Below are 23,142 nucleotides of genomic sequence, written 5' to 3' on the forward strand. Positions count from 1 at the left end.
GAGGTAGTTCAAAAATCCGACTTTTTGAATATCTATTAGAAGAAAATATTATAAAGGCAGGTATATAGACCCCATGATTAATGTAAATAACGTGACGCTTCGTTACGGCAAGAGAGCCCTTTTCGAAGATGCCAATATTAAATTCACACCAGGAAATTGCTATGGCTTGATCGGAGCAAATGGTGCTGGTAAATCTACTTTCCTTAAAATCCTTTCTGGCGAGATCGAGCCGAACACAGGTGAAGTTAGCATTACACCTGGCGAGCGCATGGCTGTCCTCAAACAGAACCATTACGAGTTTGATGAAATCGAAGTTTTGAAAACTGTCGTTATGGGTCATTCTCGTTTGTTTAAAATTATGGAAGAGAAGGATGCGCTGTACGCGAAAGCCGATTTCTCTGAAGAAGATGGCATGAGAGCTGCTGAGCTTGAAGGCGAATTCCAAGATCTTGATGGCTGGCAAGCAGAATCCGACGCAGCAGAGCTATTAATCGGACTAGGAATCTCAACTTCCTTGCACGATACGAAAATGAAAGATCTTGACGGAAACGAGAAAGTTCGCGTGCTCTTAGCACAAGCGTTATTCGGTAACCCGAACATCCTCTTGCTCGATGAGCCTACCAACCATTTGAACATGGAGTCCATTAAATGGCTGGAGAACTTCTTGTCCCGTTTTGAAGGCACTGTTATCGTTGTATCACATGACCGTCACTTCTTGAACCAAGTGTGTACACATATCGCAGATATTGACTTTGGTAAAATCCAAATGTATGTTGGTAACTATGATTGGTGGTATGAGTCCAGTCAGTTGGCACTTCGTTTGCAACGTGATGCGAATAAGAAAACGGAAGAAAAACGTAAAGAGTTGGAAGCCTTTATCGCGCGCTTTAGCGCGAATGCGTCCAAGTCCAAGCAAGCGACATCCCGTAAAAAGCAGTTGGAAAAGCTTACGCTTGAAGATATTCGTCCGTCCTCCCGTAAATATCCGTTCATTCACTTCAAAGGTGAGCGTGAAGCTGGTAAGCAATTGTTGGCTGTTGAAGGTCTAACGAAAACAATTGACGGCATTAAAGTTCTAAACAATGTTTCCTTTACCCTTAATAAAGGCGATAAAGTCGCTTTTGTGGGTATTGACGGTATTGCTAAAACTACGCTATTTAAAATTTTAATGGGTGAATTGGAAGCAGACAGCGGCACGTTCTCATGGGGGATCACGACGTCACAGGCGTATTTCCCAAAAGACAGCCAAGATTACTTCAATTCCGAACTAACTCTGGTGGATTGGCTGCGTCAATACTCCAAAGATCCGGATGAGTCTTTCCTACGTGGATTCTTAGGCCGCATGTTGTTCTCTGGCGAGGAAGCGTTGAAGAAAGCGAATGTCCTTTCCGGAGGAGAAAAAGTACGCTGCATGTTCTCCAAAATGATGTTGAGCGGTGCCAACGTTCTAATTCTTGATGAGCCAACGAACCACTTGGATTTGGAATCCATCACAGCGCTTAACAATGGCCTTGTTGATTCCGATTGTACGATGTTGTTCGTTTCCCATGACCATCAGTTCATTCAAACGATTGCGAATCGCGTTATGGAGTTGACACCGAAAGGTATCATCGACAAAATGGTGACGTACGATGAGTTCTTGGAAAGCGAAGATGTGAAAAAACAACGCGAAATTCATTACGCGTAAGAAATAATGTGAAAAGCGCCCTGAAGTGTTACTCTCAGGGCGCTTTTACTACATAAAGTACGGTCTAGCTGCCGCCAGTGCGACGGCGTTGATTATTTACTTTTTTGGTCATTTGGCTTTTTGCAGTTTGATTCGCATTTCCTGCTGCTTTCGGGTTAGCGCGTGCTGCGGCTTGATCCGCTTGCTTCTGTGCTAGCTTTGCTTTAATGGCATCGGCTAAACTGACTTTTTTGACTCCTTGCGGCTCGACCTGGTCGGCCTGTCCAGCTTGTGGATTGTCTGACATAAGAACACCTTCTTTACGTGGTATAAACATAGTATAATCGAATCAAAGAAAAGATGAAAGAAGGTGTGTGGGGATGTTTGATCCGACGATCTATGATAATATCAAAGTTGTGCTCGAAGGGGCCGTCTATGATTTGGATTTGGAAGGTAAAATCATCATAACGCGAAGAGAAGATAGAATTGACTTGTCCTCGATGTCTCGCACATTTGCTATTGAATTTGCTAGACAAGTGGGATTACTGAACAAAGCGGAAATTCACTTGCATGTGCATTTGAGTGATTTGGCAGCTGAAATTCTAGAAAATCCTACGGCTAAACCTGGATGCACGCTGTTAATTAAGCTACATACGTATGTGAACGATCCCGAATTAGATTGCCCATTGATTGAAGCACAATTGAATGCCATTTGGGAGCAGCGCCCTCGTATTACCCAACAAATTTCGTATCTATTTGGAGAACAGCCAGAGGAGTACCGTAATCTCATTACATTATCCTTTGGTCGCAAAATTGATGAGAGCCACCTCGATGACTTTTCGGATCTAATCGACTATGCGCTTGATAGCTTAGTGTGGCTGGATGAAAGAGGGACATAGCGATGCAAGAGTTATCTCAACAAGAATTGCAATCCAAAGTAAACCAAGATAACGAAAAATCTTTTGCTGTCTTTATGTACACACCGTTATGCGGTACCTGCAAAGTTACTGAGCGTATGCTGGACATCATATTGACGATGAAACCGAACATGCCGTTAGTGAAATGTAATATTAATTTTTTGCCTCAAATCAGTCAAGAATGGCAAATTGCAAGTGTCCCTTGTATTGTCATCATTGAACCTGGCGAAGAGAAACAAGTTATATATCGGATGCAATCCGTGGATGAGTTATATCGAAGGCTAATGCCATTAGTTGAATGAGAATAGGAGTGGAGTAAAGAATGAGCTTTCAAATCGGAGACCGCGTTATCGCTGAGTACAAAACAGGGGTTTATTATGGTGAGGTTGTAGAAATGTCCTCCAGTATGAAGGCGGCTGTTCGTATTCTTGCCGTGAAGGATCACCCAACACAAGGAGATTTACATAATCCGATGGATCCAAGCGTAGCTTTTTTTCATCAAAGAAGGGCATTATCCCATCAAGAAATCGCATTAATGCCGCTTGCAACGATTCGTCCTTATGCGGGTGAGGTGCCAGATTACCAAGTGTCTCTGAAGAGAGCGCTATCGGCTCAGATCGATAAGCTGTCAGACATGGAAGCATGGGCCCGACGCTCTCTACAGGAGCTTGATCAGCTGAGTAAAGAATATTTTCCACCGTCCAATTAGGATACTTCTAAGTACAATTTGGTACCATCATTGTATTTGAAAATAGCCACATCACCAATGATCTCGATCATCGAGATCATTTTTAATTTTCTGCGAAATTCAAAATGTAGTTCGTATTCCTTCAATTTAGTCGAGAGTAACTCCATCTGTGAACGTTTATGAGTAAAATTCATCACCGGGATCGATTTATTCTTGAAACGGATTGTGTTTGCTTGCATGATTAAAGCCCTCCTTTACACGGTAACTGCCGCTTTATTGCTGTCTTATACAATTTAGGATACATTTCAAATGTTAAATATGTTTGCGTGCAACTATTAAAAAAGTTTTAGCATTTTATTATATGTGAATAATAGCGCTACAGGGCTAGTTCCGATAAGATAAATTTTTAGAAGGCAGATTCGTGGTTGCGGGGAGTGTTAACCCCATTTATAATAGATAAGATTGTATTCTAACAGGTTCTGGAGGGTCACAGAAATGACAGTAGCAAAACCAATTCGCATTGGGATAATTGGCGCCGGAAATATCGGAAATGTACACATGGAGACTTTTAAAACCATGCCAGGGGCGCAGCTTGCAGGCGTGACAGACGTATATTTGCCACTTGCTGAAATGAGAGCGAAAGAACATAACATTGAGCAAGTTTATGCAAGTTCAGATAAATTGTTAGGGGATCCATCCATTGATGCGGTCGTTATTGCTGTTTCGAATGAATGGCATGCACCAATTGCAGTTCAAGCATTAGAGGCTGGAAAGCATGTCATGCTGGAAAAGCCAATGGCGATCGATTTAGCCTCAGCTCGTCAAATTGTTGAAGCCGAGCGCAAAGCGGGCAAGATTCTCATGATTCCTCACCAAATGCGTTGGGAAGCATCGTCTATTGCTGTGAAGGAGCAAGTGGAAAAAGGTGCGCTCGGTCACATCTATCATGCGAAAGCGAGCTATCTGAGACGTAAGGGTATTCCCGGCTGGGGAACATGGTTTACACAAATGGATAAATCAGGCGGAGGTCCCCTAATCGATCTTGGTGTACATATGTTAGATCTAACGTTGTATTTAATGGGAAATCCAAAGCCAGTTTCTGTATACGGATCAACCTATTCCGAGTTTGGACCGCGTAAACAAGGGATTGGCACATGGGGAGCTCCGAATTGGCAAGGGAAGTTTGATGTTGAGGATTTAGCGACAGCCTTGATTAAGTTTGAAAATGGAGCAACACTTTCTTTGGAAGTCAGCTGGGCAGGCTTGCTCGAAACGGATAACTTGCCAGTTGTACAGTTGTTAGGATCGGAAGGCGGCGCGTATTTGAAAGGAGCCAAAGGAAAGCTTTTTGCAGAAAAATTCGATCGGATCGTGGAAATGGAACTTTCGACTCCTGCAGCGAATGATGATCCACGTACACGTATGGTGCAGCATTTCTTGTCCAGTATCGCGAGTGGTTCTAAGCCAATAACTTCTGTCATGACTGGCTACACGAATAATTTGATCCTAGATGCGATTTACCGTTCGTCGCAAACGGGCGATGAAGTAAAATTGAACTGGGACATCGAGTAGACAGGGGCTGCAAGCAAGTGAACTGGGAGTTATTTAGTATCATAGGGACGATCGCCTTCGCAGTTAGTGGTGCGATCGTGGCGATGGAAGAAGAATATGATATCTTAGGTGTGTATGTACTTGGGCTTGTTACAGCCTTCGGCGGTGGGATCATTCGCAACATGCTCATTGGCAAACCAGTAGTGGCTCTATGGGAGCAAGGGATGTATTTTCAAATCGCTTTATTTGCGATGACAGTTGTTTTCCTTATGCCTGTCAAATATATTCGCATGTGGAAAACCTGGGAAGCTTTCTTTGATGCCATTGGCTTAGCGGCATTCGCCATCCAAGGGGCGCTCTATGCGACGAATATGGGCCACCCATTAAGTGCCATCATCGTTGCCGCGGTATTAACTGGGATTGGCGGAGGCATGGTTCGTGATGTGTTAGCAGGCCGCAAACCTCTCGTGCTCAAAGATGAAATTTATGCCGTTTGGGGCATGCTCGCAGGTGCATTGGTCGGACTTGGGTGGTCACAAGGTACTTGGCAGTTAGCTATTCTATTTGCCCTTATTATCATTTTACGTATGTTCTCAGTTAATTATAAATGGAAGCTGCCAAAACGCTCTTTGCGTGATTCATTAGTGGAGTCCACACGAAGATCGGATTCGTAGACCAAGTCACCTGAATGGCGATCGCGTTGAGAAAGGAGGAGTTTCAAGTGGAAGCATCTTTAACACAGCAACAGAAAATTGCAGCTGAAACGATTGCGACCCGTATTATTTCCGTTAAGGAATTGTTGCAAACGGAGTTAGATCTGTATGAAATATCAAAGGATTCAGAGACTGGTGAACATTACTTGCATTACGCCTACATGCACCGAGATTTCACGAATACCGGAGAGCCGGAGTCCTTTCATTACTTAATGCCCATTGAGAATGATGATGTGCTTGGTATGATTTTTGGCGAGCAAGGATATGCCTATCCAGAGCACTGGAACGCTTCCTTCTTAAGAAATGGCCCAGAAGGCTTCTATATCTGGTGGGATCCTTCGCACGAAGCTGAACAATCCGAAGATGAAGCCATTGCGGCTGAACTTCTTCAGAAGCTCCGCGCTTTTCATGAACAAGGAAATGTAGACCCGGAAGCCGTTCGTAAGTTGTTAGAAGAAATGGATGAGACTAGGAAGAAAGAAGATTAGATTGAAAGCGAAATGAACCTCTTCGAGACTGCTCAATTTGAGTGGTTTCGAAGAGTTTTTTTGTGATCCACCTAACTGTCCAGATCAAGCCATCACTCTATTTTCTTTGAGACGTTTAGTAAAAATAAGGGAAATAGACCATATTAACACTAGCGTCATTTGAAGATAAGAAAGGGGGACATTTGAAGATGGAAATGGAATCGTATCATTTTGCAAATTTAGGTATTCATGAGGAATTAATGCAAGATCTTCGCAATCTAGAAACTCGCATGAAAGAGGAATTAGGGTACGAAATTGCGCTAATTGCCTATACCAAGGAAGCGGATGGGCTCCCAAGCAAGTAATACATACAGAGAGATAGGGGGAATGACGATGAAAGCTGTGAAAATGTCAGTCATCATGACGGCTGCCCTCGTCGGCTCGACGGGGTGTTCAACAACTCACTCAAACAAAATAGAGAAGGCTACAGTGTCTATTCAAAGTGTTGGGTTATCAGATTCTAGTGCGACGAAGCTTCAGGATCAGTCAAAAACCGCTGTAACTGTCACTAAGATTGATCAAACGATTGATCGAGCAAGAGGTCAATCGCGCTTAGAGGAAGCCGATCTACATCGCAATACCTACCTGTCCATGAACCGCGAGGTGGCAGATCAAGTGATGCAAGAGGCTCATCTGGGCGCGACTTCAATCGCAATGACGGATACGAATATATATGTAGCAGTTGATATGGGAGAGTTTCAAGATCATGCTATAAATGAGCAAGCTAAACAACTAAGTAAGTATAACGATCCAGCGACGGAAGCGGGGTTATTCGGTTCAGGGAAGGGCGCTCAAATGGATTGGGTATCTGCCAAACCTATACCTGGAGATAGCATGAATGTGATTCGACATGTGTTAACGCGTATTTATCCCGATTCACATATTTTCATTTCGTCAAATGCTTTGTTCGTAAACAGGATGATGTACTACGACATGCAGCAGAGGAAAAATAAACGGATGGATATGTTCTTGCACGAGTTTAATACGATGGTGCAATATACGTTTAATAGTTCCAAATGAGTAATAAATACAAAGTTCGCGCTTACTGTTCCTCGAGAATATGTGAGTATGTCCACAAAGAAGATGTGATGATCGCCATTAATTATGAAACGGCCTGCAGTTTGGCGCAGGTGTACAATGAAATTACGACCAAACCAAGTTGCCCTTCTTGTGGTGAAGCTATGGCTTTCTATGCCCATTCCGTCATTGAGGAGCCTTGGTTAACCTGATGAAGCTTGACAATTCGCGCTATCCTGATAATAGTTAGAGAATAATGCAATCAGGAAAGGATTACCGACGCGATGATGACAGATTTTTTGAAAATAGATGCATTACCACCAGAGGTCCGAACACGTTTAGAGGAGTATGAGCTCATCAGTCATTCCGCCGAGGACAGTAAGCTAATCGGAATTGCTGCCTATGAAGCGCCAACTGAAGAATTGTTAACAGATGCGATCTTATCACTGTTTCTGGGCAAAAATGTACTCCTAAAGGGACCGACAGGCTCAGGTAAAACAAAGCTCGCTGAGCACGTATCCGCTGTTTTTAATCTACCTATGCACAGCGTGAATTGTTCCACGGACTTAGATGCGGAGGCGCTACTTGGTTTCAAAACGCTAACACATGATGAGCAAGGACGGAGTCGAATTGTATTTATCCCAGGTCCAATTATGAAAGCGATGACCAAAGGGCACTTGCTCTACATTGATGAGATTAATATGGCCAAGCCAGAAACGCTCCCTCTCATCAACGGTGTGTTGGATCACCGCAGATCGATAACTAACCCTTTCACAGGTGAAGTGATAACTGCCCATCCGAATTTCAGAGTTGTCGCTGCGATTAATGAAGGCTACATTGGCACTGTGCCATTAAATGAAGCGCTGAAAAATCGTTTTGTTACCGTGGAAGTGCCGTATTTGCAAGGGGAATTACTGTTTCAGTTGTTAAAAAGCCGTTCGGTGTTGCGTGATGATAAGCTGCTGCGCACCTTTGTCCAACTATCCGCTGATTTGCTTTCGCTAATTGAAATGGGCCAACTTCCGGATGAAGCTGGATCAATTAGGGCTTTGTTAGACGCTTGTGATTTGGCAGCCTATATACCGCCGATGCGGGCAGTTACGCGTGCGATAGCGGATAAGCTAGAGGATGAAAGGGAACGTGCAGCTGTGATGAATACGGCTGAAACGTTACTGTAGCGCAATGTTCGTAGGAAGTCTTAGTCGATTGGATGATAAAATCGATGCGCTGCTCCACATGCAGCTAGTGGATTTGGCTCGTTTGTTTACGAAACGTGGAAAGCTGGAAGTCGAGGCTGGATTTCATGCGCATTATGATGAGACTGCCTTGCAAATGACGGTGAGTCAGTTTTGGTGGGATTATCCGCTTCGTGACAAAACAGCAGGTATGAAAACCGATGTGTATCTACGCTGTCTTGGCAGTGCTTGGTTTACTGGAAAGCAGGCAGTGACCGCCTACCTCAAATACTGTTCAAATGTCAGGTTTCCTAAGATGGCGAATAGCTTATTTGCGCTATGCGAGGATATGCGTTTGGAGCGAATTTGCCGCAGTCAACGTCCTGGAATGGGAGCTGTCTTTGCACATAGGCATCAGATCTTAGGCGGATATTTCGGGCATAAGCTCCGAACGCATGTGAGCAAAGGTGAGTTGGCGGATGCGTTGCTGTTGATCGTGTATGGTTGGTTCACTGGTAAGTCGTGGCAAGATGAGTCATTCTGTTCTGTGCTTGGAAGTGAGTTATCTGCTCGATTGGGTGGTCTCTACGCGATGCTAGAGCAAGTAGAGGAATCGTCGCATACGACCGAGGTTGCAACTTTATGTGAACAGATATTCGAGACGTTGTCCCCGTGGTTAGAGCGTGATGCTGTGGCTGCGTACTTCTGGATGCAGCAGGGAAGCGGCAGCGCGGCTCCGCTGCCTGCGGACTATAAAGGCGAGCTGAAGCGCGCGAAGCGGCTCGCTAACGATGATGTGCTCCCCGAGCAAGAAGGGGAGCGTCAATTGCCAGGCCAAGAGCGGATGCCGACTTGGCATCGTGAGAGCAGCGACCGCAGCCCAGGGCTGCTGCGGTTCGAGCTGGAGCGCGGCGCACGCACCGCCGCGCAGGGCTCTGCGCCCCGTGAGGGCGATGCCGCCGACCAGGCGCTCGCCATCACCCAGGGGCGCTCGCAGCGCGCCCAGCGCACCGGCGCCGCAGCAAGTCGGCGCCAAGGGCATTCCGTGCCCGCTGCCGCGGGGCACGGGGAGGGCGAGGTCGCCGCGTATGCGACGGCGACCTGGCTCTTGCCTGAACGTCCTACTGCTGCGCAGGAGGACGGGTTCAGGCGCCTGAGCGAGCGCGCAGCGCCGCTCGCGAAGCCATTGCAGCGTGCGATCCGGCGCACGCTTGCGCAGAGGCGGATCGGCCCGCGCGGCGATCGCCTATTCGGGCGGCTCGACAAGCGGCTAACACGAGCCGTTACACAAGAACTGCCGCGCCTCTTCTATAAGAAGCGCGCGCCGGTTCCCCAGCTCGACGCAGCGTTCGCGCTGCTTGTCGACTGCTCAGCGTCCATGTATGACAAAATGGACGAAACCAAGCTCGGTCTCGTGCTATTCCACGAGACCCTAAAGAATCTCCGAATCCCCCACGAAATTGTGGGATTCTGGGAGGACGCGGACCGCGTAACAGAGCAGGAGGCACCGAACCTGTTCCAGGTTGCGGTGGACTTCGGCTCCTGCCTCGCGGCCGGGAGTGGAGCGGCTCTGATGCAGCTGGAGCCGCAGCAAGACAATCGCGATGGCTTTGCTATACGCGAGATGATGAAACGGCTGCTGCGGCGCACAGAGCGGCAGCGCATCCTCCTCGTGTTCTCGGATGGGGAGCCTTCGGCAGCCAACTATAATGATGTCGGCATCTTGGATACGCACGAAGCCGTTCTGCAAGCTAGACGCATGGGTGTTGAAGTGATCAGCGTTTTTCTGGCAAATGGCACTGTGCATGAAACACAGCGGAACGCAATGCGTAATATGTATGGGCGAAGCAGCATCGTTGTTCCGAATGTTGAAGGTCTACATGAACAGCTTGTGCCGATTTTACGTAAGCTTTTGCTGAAATCTATCCAATCATGATCTGTTCTTTCTCCAGTTATTTTTAGGACTTTATGATTTATCTCCTAAATCCTAAAAGTATCTGGAGGAAATTCATTTACTCGCTTGAAACTTTTCCAAAAGACGCAAATTCGATGTATTTTTTACATTTACTTATATGTATTAACCGAGCTGAGCTATACGCAATGTATAGTTCAGAATAACGTTTAACAGCTCAATCTGAAGATCTTATCTATCTTTTAACCCCAAAATCCAGTACAATAGATCAGGGTCATTCTAGGTAAAATTCGCCAAACTCCGACAAAAGTCGGATGAATCACATACGTACTAATCCTACATAACTTGTACTCATCATTCATTTAGGGGGCATTTCATCTCATGTACGGAGCACCATTATCCAACAAATCCAAGAAAATTATGCTGCTTGGCTCTGGTGAGCTAGGCAAAGAAGTTATTATTGAGGCGCAGCGACTCGGCATTGAGACGATTGCCGTGGATCGCTATGAGAATGCGCCAGCCATGCAGGTTGCTCATCGCAGTCATGTTATTTCGATGCTGGATGGCGAGCAGCTTCGTGCGGTTATCGAGAAAGAACGCCCAGATCTCATCGTACCTGAAATTGAAGCAATTGCGACGTCTGTTCTTGTTGAATTAGAACAAGAAGGTTACCGTGTTATCCCCACGGCGACAGCATCGCGTTTAACGATGGATAGAGAAGGGATTCGTCGACTCGCTTCCGAAACACTTGGACTACGCACAGCCAAATATGAGTTTGCCGATAGTCTTGAAGAATTGCACGCAGCTGTAGCAGTAATTGGGACACCTTGTGTGATTAAGCCGATCATGAGCTCCTCTGGAAAAGGGCAAAGTGTATGCCGATCAGCTGAAGGTGTGGAAGCTTCTTGGAACATCGCGATGGAAGGTGGTCGTGCCAAGAAAGCGCGTGTGATCGTCGAAGAATTCATCCATTTCGAATCCGAGATTACGTTATTGACGGTTCGTTCTGTTTCAGGGACAACTTACTGTGAGCCAATTGGCCATATTCAAAAAGACGGCGATTACATCGAATCCTGGCAGCCGCATACGATGTCTGAGCAGCAAATTAGGGATGCACAGCTCATGGCCAAAACGATTACTGACGCACTTGGCGGTCACGGTTTGTATGGTGTTGAATTATTCCTAACCTCAGATGGTGTATACTTCAGCGAAGTGTCCCCGCGTCCACATGATACAGGTATGGTTACAATGGCTACGCAAGATCTCAGTGAGTTCGCACTGCATGCGAGAGCGATTCTTGGATTCCCTATAACGGGCGTTCGTTTATTGACGCCAGGCGCCAGCTACACTTTGAAAGCTGATCGCGAACAAGTTGAATATACCATTAGCGGCATTGATGAGGCTTTATCTGTACCGAATACGCAAGTCAGGGTATTTGGCAAGCCAGAAACCAAAGTAGGTCGTCGTATGGCTGTTGCCTTGAGTTCTGGGCAGACTGTAGAAGAAGCACGCAGCCTAGCTAAAGAAGCAGCTAGTAAGCTCACATTGAATTACAACTAAACTGAATGACTGAAGTACGCTGTACCAGGTCTGAAGTCATCATCCGGAGGCAACCAATATGGAACCTAAAGCAGCAAGACTGTCTCGAACCGTGTTGACAGAAATAATTTTGCCGGCGGACACGAACTATCATAACACTGTCTTTGGCGGTCGCGTGATGCAATATATTGATAAAGTTGCCACGATTGCCTCCATGCGCCATTGTCGTAAGAGTGTGGTAACTGCGTCGAGTGATAGCTTGGATTTCTTCGCACCGGTTAAGCTTGGCGAGGCAATTCAATTGGAAGCATTTGTCACGTGGACACATCGGAGTTCGATGGAGGTTTATGTGAAAATTGAGTCCGAGAATCTTCTGACTGGAGAAAAGAAACATACAGCCACATCATTTTTGACGTTTGTTGCATTAGATGAAACTGGGCAGCCGTGTCCTGTCCCAGGCATTATTGCCGAGACCGATGAAGAGAAACGGTTGTTCGAAACCGCGGAAGCCCGATTTACAGCGCGAAAGCTTCGGAAGGAAACACGTCTATAAGCGTTCTTTTTGCCTGTGACAGCAGCAGTTCCCAACGAGGGAACTGCTTTTTTCTTTGAAAAAAGAGTCCATCTCACAACTTTTTTATTGGTTAAGGAGTCAAATGAAGAGAGGATGAGATGCCTCCAATTTTTGTTCAGAGAAGGATGAAGAATCAGTGGGACTAGTTGATATGAAACGACGAATAGGGAAGCGATTTCCTTTTTTATATGGGCTTCGCGTCAAGCAACTGATGTTACAACGACGCATCATCAATTTAAATCCCAAGATCAAATATGCTCTAGTTAGAAGTCCTCAGCAATATACTTATACAGCAAAGAAACACAAATCTATTCTGCGGCGGGTACTCGGAAATACAGATCCTATTCTACAAGAAAATAAGATTGTGAATTTGAAAATAGCGCTTAGACATGTGGATGGCATTGTGATTCATCCCGGTGAAACGTTTTCCTTTTGGAAGCTTATTGGTGTGACAAGTAAAGAAAAGGGGTATATCGAGGGTCTCATGCTATCTCATGGCGAAGTTCGCGTAGGTACAGGAGGTGGTTTGTGTCAGTTAGCGAATATGTTATATTGGCTTGCTTTACATACGCCGCTTATGATCAAAGAAAGACACCATCACAGCTTCGATCTATTCCCAGACGACCGCAGAATAATCCCATTTGGTACGGGAACGAGTGTATTTTATAATTACGTCGATTTACAATTCTATAATCCAACTGCGAATCGGTTTCAATTTCATCTGGAGATTACGGAAGCGTACTTAGAAGGTTCGATAAGCTGCGATGCAGAATTGCCTTATAATTATCGAGTGAAAGAGAAGAATCATTCATTCTACGAAACTTCAAACAAGTGGTATAGAGGCAACGAAATTTGGCGGCAAAAAATAAATAAACAAGATGATTCAATCGTCGCTGAAGAACTGATTAATGTGAATCATGCAGAGGTCAAATATATGAAATCTAACGGAACTCAGGAGAACGAATGAAGAGAGAGTATGTGAAGGATTTTCTCATTTTCGGTTGGAAACAGGCTTTATGCTGTATATTTCCTGTTATCATCTTTATGACGTTAGCTGTGTCCAAAGTAGTACAACTGCCATTTATTCATCGCTATGATTTCATTTTACTTGTGTGTATACTTGCGCAATTGATCTTGGTTTGGACGAAAATAGAGAGTGTAGATGAGCTGAAGGTTATCACGGTCTTTCACATCATCGGCCTCTGCCTCGAGTTGTTTAAAGTACGCATGGGTTCATGGTCATATCCGGAGGAAGGCTTAACCAAAATAGCCGGAGTCCCGCTGTATAGCGGCTTTATGTACGCCAGCGTCTCGAGTTATGTGTGTCAGGCGTGGAAACGTTTTGATTTGCATCTCATTAACTGGCCTAGCAAGTACATGGCGATTCTGGTGTCGATAGGTATTTATGCGAATTTTTTTACCCATCATTTTATGTATGACATCAGGTGGATTCTCATTGCCTTCATCGTGATACTGTTCTACAAATCTCATATTCGGTTCACAGTCACAACTGAAACTTATCGTATGCATACGATTCTTTCTTTCATGTTAGTCGCTTTATTTATTTGGCTGGCTGAAAATATCTCAACGTTTCTTGGTGCTTGGCGCTATCCAGATCAAGAGATTTCTTGGCGGATTGTACATTGGGGTAAAATTAGTTCGTGGTTTATGTTGGTGATTATTACAATCATCATCGTGGCGGAATTGAAGCGAATTAAATATCCAAAGCAAGTTTCTACTTAACTTGTAAATTTTGCCACCTGTGAATCGAACATAAATATGCGACAAAATACCCCCACAATACGTAACCCCCAGAGCACAGGCTCTGGGGGTTCTTCGTCCAAACTTATTTACTTCGCGCCACCTTCAGCAAGGATGGTTTCCCATATAGCGCCTTTACCGTATAGATCTTTGTTCACTTTGTCCCAACCACCTAAGTACTCGATATTGAATAAGCCTGGAGGTGTTGTGTAGTTTTTCTCATATTGTTTAGCGACTTCTGGAAGAACAGAGCGGAAGCCTTTGTCAGCGAATACTTTCTGAGCATCAACAGAGAACAAGTATTCATAGAATGCTTGAACGGCTGCACGATTACCGTGCTTATCAACATATTTATCAATAATAGCAACTGGATTTTCAATGGAAGTCGTGTATTGTGGAATAACTTCAACATACTTTTTACCCGTTTGAATACGAGCAACTAGTTCATTCTCATACGTAATGATCGCATCGCCTACACCTTTATCGAAGGTTGCTAGTGAATCTGCACCGCTCTTATCAAGTACTTTAATGTTTTTGTATATTTTAGCTACGAGATCTTTGGCTACAGCAGGATCTTGCTTACCGGCAGCTTCGGAAATTTTGAGCCCAGCACCGTAGACAGCATTGATATCCCATTTAGCACCACCAGATGTACTTGGGTTTGGAATGAGGACTTCAACGCCTGGTTTCGTCAGATCAGACCAATCTTTAATGCCTTTTGGATTCCCTTCACGCACACCAATAGCGGCGATAGAAGTTGTTACGAAACCCTTTTGTGGTGTTTTTTTCCAGTCGTGAGTAATGAGACCTTTTTCCACGATTTTTTGAATATCACCTTCAAGAGAGAGTGGAGCGATATCCGCTTCAAAGCCTTGGATGATAGCGGTAGCTTGTGAGCCGGAAGCTACATAGGATTCTTGGAATTCAACCATTGTACCGGTTTTCTTCTTATAATCTTCTTTGAATTTTGGCAGGATCACATCAAAGGATTCTTTCAAAATAGAGTAAGCACCGACGGTAATCGTTACTTTTCCGCCGTCAGCTTTCGGTGTTGTACTAGCTGCTGCTGTTGCCGCTGTTGTTGCAGCAGCAGTTGGAGCACTTGTGCTAGCAGTCTTCGTTGAGCCGGATCCGCAAGCTGTAAGCGTAATACTTGCTGTGAATAATGCTGCAGTAACGAGGCCAAGCGTTTTGAAATTTTTCATGGTTAACAACTCCCCTTCTTTTCTAAAGCTTAATTGATATTGGTTATATGAAGACAGGCTGTGGATCTTGTTTGGCCTGATTATCAATCCAGGTTGTACCTGTTTGGGTAAATACGGAAATCTGGTGGATAAGAATATTTACTTCATCGCCAACTTGATAAATGCGTTCTTTCACGGGCTGATAGGCAAAAAGCTTGATGTGACCTGTATCCACTTCGAGATACCAGGAATCACCGCGGAAGTGAACATGCGTTACTTTGCCTTTTTCACCAGCAGTAGCCAAGTGACTAACATTGTGATGACGAATTTCTATGTTCTCAGGACGTATTAGTACATTCACATGAGGAAGCCATTTACCGTCTTTATGCAGATCAGCAAGTGTAGGGAATCCAACAAGTGGGGCATAGGAGGGAAGCACATTGGATTCACCAATGAAGGAAGCTGCGAATGAGGAGGCAGGCTTCGTATAAATTTCCCATGGACTTCCTTGTTGTTCAATTTTACCGCCTTGAACCAAGATGATTTCATCGGCAACCTCAATCGCCTCATCCTGATCATGTGTAACGAAAAGTGTCGTTACTTTGAACTCGTTGATCAAATTTCGCAGCCAGACACGAAGCTCTTTACGAATTTTGGCATCAATCGCGGCGAAAGGTTCGTCGAGTAGAAGCAGCCGTGGTTCAGGTGCAAGTGCTCTAGCGAAAGCTACACGCTGACGTTGTCCGCCTGACAGTTGATGCGGATATTTCCGCTCATGGCCTGCGAGACCCATTAAGTTCAATAGATACGTTACGCGATCTTGAATCTCAGCCTTCGACTTCTTGAGCACCTTCAATCCGTAAGCGACGTTGTCAAACACTGTCATATGTTTAAATAGCGCATAGCTTTGAAAGACGAAACCAATGCCTCTTTCTTGAACCGAAAGGTGAGTGGCGAGCTTGCCATCGAAATAAATATCACCACTTGTTGGGCTTTCAAGTCCGGATAGCATCCGAAGGATGGAGGTTTTACCACCACCGCTCGGTCCAATTAAACCGACAAGATTCCCTTCTTTTATTTTAAAATTAACATCTTTGATTGCATGAAAATCGCCGAAATGTTTATTCAAGTTGGTTACTTCAATGTGCATGTGGGGATCCTCCTCCATGATTTCTCGTTGCTTCGCTTCTTCGTTTCAACCACTCGAGCGATAATAAAATCGTAATGGAGATAAGACCTAATACGAAGGCCACGCTATTGGCTGCTACGAGCTGGAATTGTTCAGCATCTTGATAAACAAGTGTCGTTGCTGTTTGTGTTTGATTAATGATATTACCTGAGACAACCAGAATGGATCCAAATTCACCAAGCGAGCGAGCTACCGTCAAAATCAAGCCATACACGACGCCCCAACGAATACTCGGCCATGTCACTTGGAAGAATGTGCGGATGGGTCCAGCGCCTAAGGTTGCGGAAGCTTCTTCGGACTGTGTCCCAATCTCTTCTAATAATGGAACTACTTCACGAACCATTAAGGGGAAGGTGATAAACATGGTTGCAATAACCATCCCGGGAATGGCATAAACGATTTTCATATTATGATCTTCGAGGAATGTACCAAGTGCCGTGTTGGGTCCGAAAATCAAAATGACCATCAAACCTACTATGACAGGTGATACCGCGAATGGCAGGTCGATCAGGGCATTTATGATCGGTTTCAACCAACGTGAGATCCATGAACCTCTAACAATTTCTAAGGAAATATAAACACCAATAATGGCATTGAGCACGGTAACGATGCTTACAATAATGAATGAAATCTTCAATGCGTGTAGAGCTTCTGGGCGAACAAGTGCATCAAAGAATGCGCCTGGGCCATCTTCAAATGCTCCGAAGGTAATACCTAAGAAAGGCAATATGATTAGTAGGAATATGACCAAAAAAGAAATGCCAATCAATAACTTTCTCATGCTAGCCGCCCCTTTCCGCGAGTCCATAAATGGATTCCCCATAAAATCAGAACGGAGAGTGTCAGGAGGACAAGTGAGATAGCAGCTGCACCTTCAGGATTGTAGTTCTGCGTTTCACCATATATATAGACGGAGGCGACCATCGTTTTACCCGGTAAGTTACCGGAGATTAGGGAGATGGCACCAAATTCTGCAAGTGATCGGGAGAAAGCAAGCATACTACCGGCAATCGTACCAGGTAAAAGGGCTGGTAATACGATGCGGTAAAATGTATAGAACCTGTTTGCACCAAGTGTGAAACTCGCTTGTTCTTCTGCTGGATCAATCTGCTCCAATAGTGGTTGAACCGTACGTACAACGAATGGGAAAGTGACGAAGACAAGACCAATAACAATGGCTGTTTGATTATAAAGCAGTTTGATTCCTACTGAGTCTAACCAAGCTCCTAGTGGACTCTGTGGTCCAAGTAGGGTGAGGAACATTAAGCCTGCAACGGAAGTTGGAAGTGAGAATGGAAGATCAACCATGCTGTTCAGAATGCTCTGTCCCCGGAATCGATAACGGACAAGGACATAGGCGATAATCGTTCCTACAAATGCTTGAATGACCGTTGCAACAATACTTAATTTCACTGTTAATACAATTGATTTCCATGCTAAAGGTCCTGTGACTTCTTTCCAAAATGGTTCCCAGCCTAGCGAAAAGCCTTTGACGTAGATGGTGGCTATGGGGATAAGAAGAAGCACAATTAAGTAGCCTATAAGCACGGATCGAACCGTCGCTTTGAAAACCTTGTTACGCATGGAACACCACCTATTCTCATAAAACATACCAAATTACTTGGTTTTATTAAAATGACTATAACAGCGTCAGGATTATTCTGTCAATAAGTAATTTTGGAGTGGATTTGTGATGTTAAGTCTTTATTTTTGCCTTTAATAGTAGAAATGCGTGTTTGAAAAGTGAATATAAGTTGAAGACAAAATCTTTAACCATTATTATGAAAAATGTTTGGATAATTAAGTAAAACATACATTGACACCATTACCATCCCGTGCTAAGATTGGTTTACATTTTAATTCCGAGTAAATAGATAAGATTAATATGAGTAAAGAAAGGGAGTTACCAGCATGGAGCATGCCATCACGATTCAAAGCGACAATGCCGAATTAGCCGCAACATTACATTACCCTACACAGCAACCCACAGCGGTTCAAGCCGATTGTCAACGCTACCCTTTAATTATCATTTGTCACGGATTTATTGGGAGTCGAATCGGTGTTGACCGGCTTTTTGTAAAGGCAGCTCGCACTTTCAGCGCACAAGGATATTTTGTACTTCGTTTTGATTATGGTGGCTGTGGCGAGAGTACAGGGGATTATGGTGCAGGTGGGCTGGATGTACTCATTGAACAGACACGACGCGTAATTGATTATGGTGTTTCCATTGATTGTGTGGATCTGAGTAGAGTGATTCTACTTGGCCATAGCTTAGGAGGTGCCGCGGCAGTGTTAACGGCAGCTAAAGATCATCGCGTGAAAACCCTTGTCCTTTGGTCGGCTGTTGCCCACCCCCACAATGATATTATGCGAATCGTCGGCAAGAACGAATACGAGAAACTGCCGCTGGGCGGTACGATCGATCATCATGGCTACAAACTCACAAGTCGATTCTTCGAATCTTTATCACAGCATCAACCTTTTGAACAATTACGTAAATTTACTGGCGATGTATTTGTTCTTCATGGAACAGCAGACGAAACCATTCCTGTCGATTATGCGCCGTTACATCAGAAGATGTTCTGGCTGCGCAAAGAAGGTCAATGTGACCTGGAGCTCGTCTATCAAGCAAATCATACGTACTCGACAACACCATCAACGACTGAATTGCTTGAGAAAACGGGAGATTGGCTGAACTATACGTATAAACGAAACAAAGAGTGGAATGATTGGATAATTTAATTGACATGGAGGCATGACGATGGCGAAACCGCTGGAATTAGACGAGATTTGGGTAGAGCGAATTAAACAAATTTTAGATGGACTTGAATATGGTTCTGTACAAATTGTGGTTCATGACGGCAAGATTACACAGATTGATAAAACAGAAAGAAAAAGATTTGAGACGACGGCTGCGCCGCAAGCGCAAGCCACATTACAAGCGGTGAAATCGACGACCAAGCAAAAGAGTAAAGTGTAGCCTAATTACCACATTAATACCTAGAAGGTTTCCTCATTGCACTCATACATCAGCCCCCCATGCCTTGTGGAATGGGGGCTGTTTTCATTCGTCAGAAGACGTATACTAAGGAGGAGTAGAAGCGAGATTTGGAAGGAGAATCTTATGCGTAAAGGTCACTTTATTTGGGAAGATGCGCAGGGAATCAAACACTATGTGTACGAGTGGCTACCTTCGGAAGACGTAGGATTCAAGGGGATTGTGCAGATCGCGCATGGGATGGCAGAAACAGCCGCCAGATATGAGCGACTAGCTAATGTTTTGACTAAGAACGGATATGCCGTCTATGCAAATGATCACTTGGGACATGGTCAAACAGCGGGTTCTTTGGAGGCCGTAGGTAGGTTTGGGAAGAATAGCTTCCATGCCATGGCGGATGCAATGGGGCATATTACGTCACAAATTCGAATGCGTTATGAAGAGACGAACCTGCCGCTATTTATGCTAGGGCATAGCATGGGTTCATTTTTAACACAGTACTACATGGGAACTTATATGGAGCGGTATCCGACCCGTGTTCAAGGAATTCTATTGTCGGGTTCGAATGGAAAAGAAGGGCCAGCTCTTCATGTTGGCATTGGGATTGCGACGTTGGAAGCTGCTATTCGAGGAGATCATTTTCGGAGTGTTCTGTTAACCGCACTTTCATTTGGATCGTTTAACACGAAGTTCAAGCCGAATCGTACGCCATTTGATTGGTTGAGTCGAGATGAGCGTGAGGTTGATGCTTATATCAATGATCCGTATTGCGGCGGGATTTTTACATCGGGATACTTTAGGGATTTCTTCAAAGGATTAATGGAAATACATACACCTCATCATTTGGCTCGTATTCGCAAAGAGGTTCCCATTTATATTTTCTCAGGTGAGGATGATCCAGTTGGCGGGCAAGGAAAGGGAGTTCGGCGATTAATTCAGACTTATGAGAAGTTGGGGATACAAGATATCAGCTATACGTTATACCCTGGTGGCAGACACGAGATGTTGAATGAAATTAACCGCGATGAGGTAATGGGGGATATTGTCGCAAGGTTAGATAGTTGGATTGCGAATTGAAATAAGCCGTTCCTTATTGGCCTGATGGCTTATGGGGAACGGCTTTATTTGGTAATGGTTGGATACGTTAAAGTACGAGTTCGATCGTTACTAATTCGCATTCCGTTCGAGTTGTACACGAATGCCTTTACGATCGATTTGAATCCAGTATTCTACGATTTTGTCATGCTCTACGCGATACACAGCGCTAGCGATTTCGATAATCGGTTTCCCGGTAGGTGAGAAGCCATCAACTTCTCCGATATGTATACCCGATTGCTTCCAGCGAACATAAACACGATCTTCCTGGGTGAGGAGCTCCTGAACTTCTAATTTAAAAGTGCCGTATGCGTCGAGCATTTCACGAACATGATCAGCGTAATTAGTTGGGGTACGATGTACTGTTATTTCGTTTTCAGCTGTGATTTGGTGGGCAAGAACCTGTTCGGCCATGTAATCATGGGCTGCATCGGGCTGCAGACCAGAACGGACGAGTTGGAAAAACTGTTGCACGACGTCTCTTGGTGATCTTGGCATAGGGGTCGCTCCTTTATTGGAAGAATGAATGCCTGGTAAAAAAGTATAGGGGATTGCGCGTATATGTGCAAGCGGCAGATTAGAAGAGGGATAAGTCAGATGATTATCAAAGGTAGTGTGTTAAACTAGAGTAAATAGTTGAAGGAGGCTCCAATGTAAAAGTATGAAGGATCTTACCTCGGACCGCATTAAAATCCCACTAGGATTCTGGGCAGGATTAAATCAGTTGGGGATTTCCTCCCACGATATAGCTCGCCATGCACGATTGCCGCTCACCATAATTAATGAACCTGGAGTCACCACTAGCCAATATTTCGCGATCTGGCAGGCATATTCCGATCTCATCGGTGACAATGCCCAAGGAATTATCAAGCTTGTGACCGCCTTCGAAACAGCCAAATACCCACCGTCCGTCTTAGCGACTTACCATGCTCGTGACTATCGCGACGCACTAAACCGAATGGTTCGTTATAAACAAATGTGTCCGCCCGAAAGCTTACATATCACCGAGGAGGGAGAGAACTGTGTAATCGAACTGAATTGGCTGACGACAGAGCAACCCGGTCCACCAATGTTGGTTGGCATCACACTGGCATACCTTCTGGAACTCGGGCGACGAGGAACTGGTCAACATTTGACGGCGAGATTTGTCGAATTCTCACAACCCATGGGCGATTTGCAGGCTCTTGAAGCATACTTTGGTTGCCGCGTCGGGGTTGGTGCTTCTAGTAACCGTTTGACTTTACATCGAAGAGATTTGGAGCTCCCCTTTGTTTCGTACAACGAAGAATTGCTGGAGATGCTGACTCCTGTTCTGGACCAATCCTTGGATGAACAGCTGCGTAGACACTCTATTACTGAAATGGTCAAATGGATCTTGAAGCGCAGCCTTACAGCAGGGCGCCCTGACATTCATACCGTTGCGAAGGAATTGGGGATGAGTGAACGCACTTTGCAGCGCCAGCTCACTGATGACAACACGAGCTTTCAGCATCTGTTGTCTCAAGTTAGACATGAACAGGCAAGGGAGTACTTGGCAGACTCCTCGTTCGAGATTAAAGAAGTGGCTTTCTTGATTGGATATGAAGACCAGAATTCATTCTATCGTGCCTTCCGCATGTGGGAAGGTGATACTCCTTCCAATTGGCGTGCGGCCAAGTTAACCTTGGCTACAGAGAATTAATATGTACAGTTGTTAATGATTTGGCGTGTTACGCAAGAACTTTGGCGCAATAGGCTAGTTACGGAACAATCCAGACCTAGTAAACTAATCCCTATCCAGGCACAAGATTTTAGTAAAGGAGACAAGTACAATGGATATGGGATTAAACAATAAAACAGCTTTAGTTACAGGTTCTACGAAGGGGATTGGTAAAGCAATAGCCATTGAACTTGCCAAAGAAGGTGTTAATGTCCTCATAAATGGACGGAACTTTGAAGAGGTAGAACGGATTGTTGAAGAATTGAAGTCGGATTTCCCAGCTACCTCACCTCAAAATGCAACTGCCGATATTGTGGATATGATGCAAAGGGAGGCACTATTTAAAAAATATCCCCACATAGATATTTTAGTGAACAATATGGGGATTTATGAAATGATGCAATATGAAGACGTTGACGATGAAATATGGGAAAAGTACTTCCGTATCAATGTTCTGGCTGCAAATGGGTTATGTAAATTTTACTTGCCTACAATGTTGAAAAAAGATTTTGGTCGCATTATCTTTATCGCCAGTGAAGAAGCAATGATGCCTTCTGGACAAATGCCACAGTATTGTATGACCAAATCAATGCTATTGTCATTGTCAAAAAGCTTATCTAAACTAACAAGAGGAACAGAAGTTACCGTCAATTCGATCATGCCAGGACCAACACTCTCCGAAAATGTGCAACAAATAATTGAAAGTATGTATCCTAATGAAGCTATGACTTTTTCGGAAAAAGAGAAACAATTGGTGTCTACAATGTTACCTCAATCTGAAATCCAACGATTTATTAATCCTATTGAAATAGGTAGACTAGCTGCATTCTTATGCAGTCCATATGCTTCTGCTTTTAAAGGTTCTCCGATCCGAATGGATGGGGGGATGGTACCTACTATTTTTTAGTGATCCATCATTTATATATGGGGGGGCAAG

At 44.6% G+C, this 23,142-nt stretch carries 28 protein-coding genes; 21 read left to right on the forward strand and 7 right to left on the reverse strand.

The window, feature by feature from the left end; all coding sequences use genetic code 11:
• The first annotated feature begins 73 nt into the window (after positions 1-73).
• A complete protein-coding gene (locus tag ASG89_RS24510; protein ID WP_057313641.1) occupies positions 74-1,687 on the forward strand; it encodes an ABC-F family ATP-binding cassette domain-containing protein in 1,614 nt (537 codons plus the stop codon).
• Between the two features lie 64 nt (positions 1,688-1,751).
• On the opposite strand, the gene ASG89_RS24515 is transcribed toward ASG89_RS24510, so the two are convergent.
• Positions 1,752-1,973, reverse strand: coding sequence for a hypothetical protein (locus tag ASG89_RS24515; protein ID WP_057313642.1), 222 nt, complete (start codon positions 1,971-1,973; stop codon positions 1,752-1,754).
• 73 nt (positions 1,974-2,046) lie between these two features.
• Between ASG89_RS24515 and ASG89_RS24520 the strand changes: the two genes are divergently transcribed.
• From ASG89_RS24520 to ASG89_RS24530, 3 genes are read left to right on the forward strand one after another with little or no spacing between them, the layout of a single operon-like run.
• On the forward strand, positions 2,047-2,565 hold the full coding sequence (locus tag ASG89_RS24520) for a hypothetical protein (RefSeq protein ID WP_057313643.1): 519 nt from the start codon (positions 2,047-2,049) through the stop codon (positions 2,563-2,565).
• Positions 2,566-2,567: 2 nt separating this feature from the next.
• On the forward strand, positions 2,568-2,885 hold the full coding sequence (locus ASG89_RS24525; protein ID WP_057313644.1) for a thioredoxin family protein: 318 nt from the start codon (positions 2,568-2,570) through the stop codon (positions 2,883-2,885).
• A gap of 20 nt (positions 2,886-2,905) precedes the next feature.
• Positions 2,906-3,292 (forward strand): kinase-associated lipoprotein B, encoded by a 387-nt coding sequence (locus ASG89_RS24530; protein WP_057313645.1) that lies wholly within the window; start codon positions 2,906-2,908, stop codon positions 3,290-3,292.
• Here the strand turns inward: ASG89_RS24530 and ASG89_RS24535 are convergent.
• Entirely contained in the window at positions 3,289-3,510 is a 222-nt protein-coding gene (locus tag ASG89_RS24535) for a hypothetical protein (RefSeq protein ID WP_056621044.1), read from the reverse strand. The genes ASG89_RS24530 and ASG89_RS24535 overlap by 4 nt on opposite strands.
• Before the next feature lie 256 nt (positions 3,511-3,766).
• Here ASG89_RS24535 and ASG89_RS24540 point away from each other — a divergent pair, with 256 nt between their 5' ends.
• From ASG89_RS24540 to ASG89_RS24585, 12 genes are all read left to right on the forward strand, one after another.
• Positions 3,767-4,843: a Gfo/Idh/MocA family protein gene (locus ASG89_RS24540; RefSeq protein WP_057313646.1), complete on the forward strand. Its 1,077-nt coding sequence runs from the start codon at positions 3,767-3,769 to the stop codon at positions 4,841-4,843.
• A gap of 17 nt (positions 4,844-4,860) precedes the next feature.
• Complete coding sequence (locus ASG89_RS24545) at positions 4,861-5,496, forward strand: trimeric intracellular cation channel family protein (RefSeq protein ID WP_082593566.1); 636 nt, start codon at positions 4,861-4,863, stop codon at positions 5,494-5,496.
• A 47-nt stretch (positions 5,497-5,543) separates the two neighbouring features.
• On the forward strand, positions 5,544-6,023 hold the full coding sequence (locus ASG89_RS24550; RefSeq protein WP_235549906.1) for a hypothetical protein: 480 nt from the start codon (positions 5,544-5,546) through the stop codon (positions 6,021-6,023).
• 188 nt (positions 6,024-6,211) lie between these two features.
• The gene (locus tag ASG89_RS36640) at positions 6,212-6,367 is read left to right on the forward strand and encodes a hypothetical protein (protein ID WP_157257047.1); all 156 of its coding nucleotides are present in this window, start codon (positions 6,212-6,214) and stop codon (positions 6,365-6,367) included.
• 28 nt (positions 6,368-6,395) lie between these two features.
• Positions 6,396-7,082 carry a hypothetical protein gene (locus ASG89_RS24555; RefSeq protein WP_057313649.1) on the forward strand — a complete coding sequence of 229 codons (687 nt, stop codon included), beginning with the start codon at positions 6,396-6,398 and terminating at the stop codon, positions 7,080-7,082.
• Complete coding sequence (locus ASG89_RS36645) at positions 7,079-7,291, forward strand: hypothetical protein (protein WP_157276787.1); 213 nt, start codon at positions 7,079-7,081, stop codon at positions 7,289-7,291. Before ASG89_RS24555 ends, ASG89_RS36645 begins: the two co-directional genes overlap by 4 nt.
• A 75-nt stretch (positions 7,292-7,366) precedes the next feature.
• Complete coding sequence (locus ASG89_RS24560; RefSeq protein ID WP_057313848.1) at positions 7,367-8,257, forward strand: ATP-binding protein; 891 nt, start codon at positions 7,367-7,369, stop codon at positions 8,255-8,257.
• 28 nt (positions 8,258-8,285) lie between these two features.
• Complete coding sequence (locus ASG89_RS24565; protein ID WP_235549907.1) at positions 8,286-10,190, forward strand: nitric oxide reductase activation protein NorD; 1,905 nt, start codon at positions 8,286-8,288, stop codon at positions 10,188-10,190.
• Between the two features lie 357 nt (positions 10,191-10,547).
• A complete protein-coding gene (gene purT, locus ASG89_RS24570; RefSeq protein WP_057313651.1) occupies positions 10,548-11,726 on the forward strand; it encodes a formate-dependent phosphoribosylglycinamide formyltransferase in 1,179 nt (392 codons plus the stop codon).
• 58 nt (positions 11,727-11,784) lie between these two features.
• A complete protein-coding gene (locus ASG89_RS24575) occupies positions 11,785-12,258 on the forward strand; it encodes an acyl-CoA thioesterase (protein WP_057313652.1) in 474 nt (157 codons plus the stop codon).
• 172 nt (positions 12,259-12,430) lie between these two features.
• A complete protein-coding gene (locus tag ASG89_RS24580; RefSeq protein ID WP_057313849.1) occupies positions 12,431-13,246 on the forward strand; it encodes a VanW family protein in 816 nt (271 codons plus the stop codon).
• On the forward strand, positions 13,243-14,022 hold the full coding sequence (locus tag ASG89_RS24585; protein WP_057313653.1) for a DUF817 domain-containing protein: 780 nt from the start codon (positions 13,243-13,245) through the stop codon (positions 14,020-14,022). Before ASG89_RS24580 ends, ASG89_RS24585 begins: the two co-directional genes overlap by 4 nt.
• A gap of 107 nt (positions 14,023-14,129) precedes the next feature.
• Here the strand turns inward: ASG89_RS24585 and ASG89_RS24590 are convergent, their stop codons facing one another.
• From ASG89_RS24590 to cysT, 4 genes are read right to left on the reverse strand one after another with little or no spacing between them, the layout of a single operon-like run.
• The gene (locus tag ASG89_RS24590; protein ID WP_057313654.1) at positions 14,130-15,245 is read right to left on the reverse strand and encodes a sulfate ABC transporter substrate-binding protein; all 1,116 of its coding nucleotides are present in this window, start codon (positions 15,243-15,245) and stop codon (positions 14,130-14,132) included.
• A gap of 43 nt (positions 15,246-15,288) precedes the next feature.
• Positions 15,289-16,374 carry an ABC transporter ATP-binding protein gene (locus ASG89_RS24595; protein ID WP_057313655.1) on the reverse strand — a complete coding sequence of 362 codons (1,086 nt, stop codon included), beginning with the start codon at positions 16,372-16,374 and terminating at the stop codon, positions 15,289-15,291.
• On the reverse strand, positions 16,364-17,194 hold the full coding sequence (locus ASG89_RS24600; RefSeq protein WP_057313656.1) for a sulfate ABC transporter permease subunit: 831 nt from the start codon (positions 17,192-17,194) through the stop codon (positions 16,364-16,366). The genes ASG89_RS24595 and ASG89_RS24600 overlap by 11 nt, the downstream gene beginning before the upstream one ends.
• On the reverse strand, positions 17,191-17,997 hold the full coding sequence (gene cysT, locus ASG89_RS24605; RefSeq protein ID WP_057313657.1) for a sulfate ABC transporter permease subunit CysT: 807 nt from the start codon (positions 17,995-17,997) through the stop codon (positions 17,191-17,193). Before cysT ends, ASG89_RS24600 begins: the two co-directional genes overlap by 4 nt.
• 327 nt (positions 17,998-18,324) lie before the next feature.
• Here cysT and ASG89_RS24610 point away from each other — a divergent pair, with 327 nt between their 5' ends.
• The 3 genes from ASG89_RS24610 to ASG89_RS24620 all read left to right on the forward strand — a co-directional run bounded on the left by ASG89_RS24610 (position 18,325) and on the right by ASG89_RS24620 (position 20,488).
• Complete coding sequence (locus tag ASG89_RS24610; RefSeq protein WP_057313658.1) at positions 18,325-19,155, forward strand: alpha/beta hydrolase family protein; 831 nt, start codon at positions 18,325-18,327, stop codon at positions 19,153-19,155.
• A gap of 19 nt (positions 19,156-19,174) precedes the next feature.
• Positions 19,175-19,393: a YezD family protein gene (locus tag ASG89_RS24615; RefSeq protein ID WP_057313659.1), complete on the forward strand. Its 219-nt coding sequence runs from the start codon at positions 19,175-19,177 to the stop codon at positions 19,391-19,393.
• 144 nt (positions 19,394-19,537) lie between these two features.
• Positions 19,538-20,488 (forward strand): alpha/beta fold hydrolase, encoded by a 951-nt coding sequence (locus ASG89_RS24620; protein WP_057313660.1) that lies wholly within the window; start codon positions 19,538-19,540, stop codon positions 20,486-20,488.
• Between the two features lie 90 nt (positions 20,489-20,578).
• Here the strand turns inward: ASG89_RS24620 and ASG89_RS24625 are convergent, their stop codons facing one another.
• On the reverse strand, positions 20,579-21,004 hold the full coding sequence (locus tag ASG89_RS24625; protein WP_057313661.1) for an ester cyclase: 426 nt from the start codon (positions 21,002-21,004) through the stop codon (positions 20,579-20,581).
• 163 nt (positions 21,005-21,167) lie between these two features.
• On the opposite strand from ASG89_RS24625, the gene ASG89_RS24630 reads away from it, so the two are divergent.
• Both ASG89_RS24630 and ASG89_RS24635 read left to right on the forward strand, forming a co-directional pair.
• Positions 21,168-22,187 (forward strand): AraC family transcriptional regulator, encoded by a 1,020-nt coding sequence (locus ASG89_RS24630; RefSeq protein WP_057313662.1) that lies wholly within the window; start codon positions 21,168-21,170, stop codon positions 22,185-22,187.
• 130 nt (positions 22,188-22,317) lie between these two features.
• The gene (locus tag ASG89_RS24635; RefSeq protein WP_057313663.1) at positions 22,318-23,112 is read left to right on the forward strand and encodes an SDR family NAD(P)-dependent oxidoreductase; all 795 of its coding nucleotides are present in this window, start codon (positions 22,318-22,320) and stop codon (positions 23,110-23,112) included.
• The last annotated feature ends 30 nt before the right edge of the window (positions 23,113-23,142 follow it).

Origin of the sequence: Paenibacillus sp. Soil766 (assembly GCF_001428105.1) — a bacterium.
Classification (GTDB): Bacteria; Bacillota; Bacilli; order Paenibacillales; family NBRC-103111; genus Paenibacillus_E.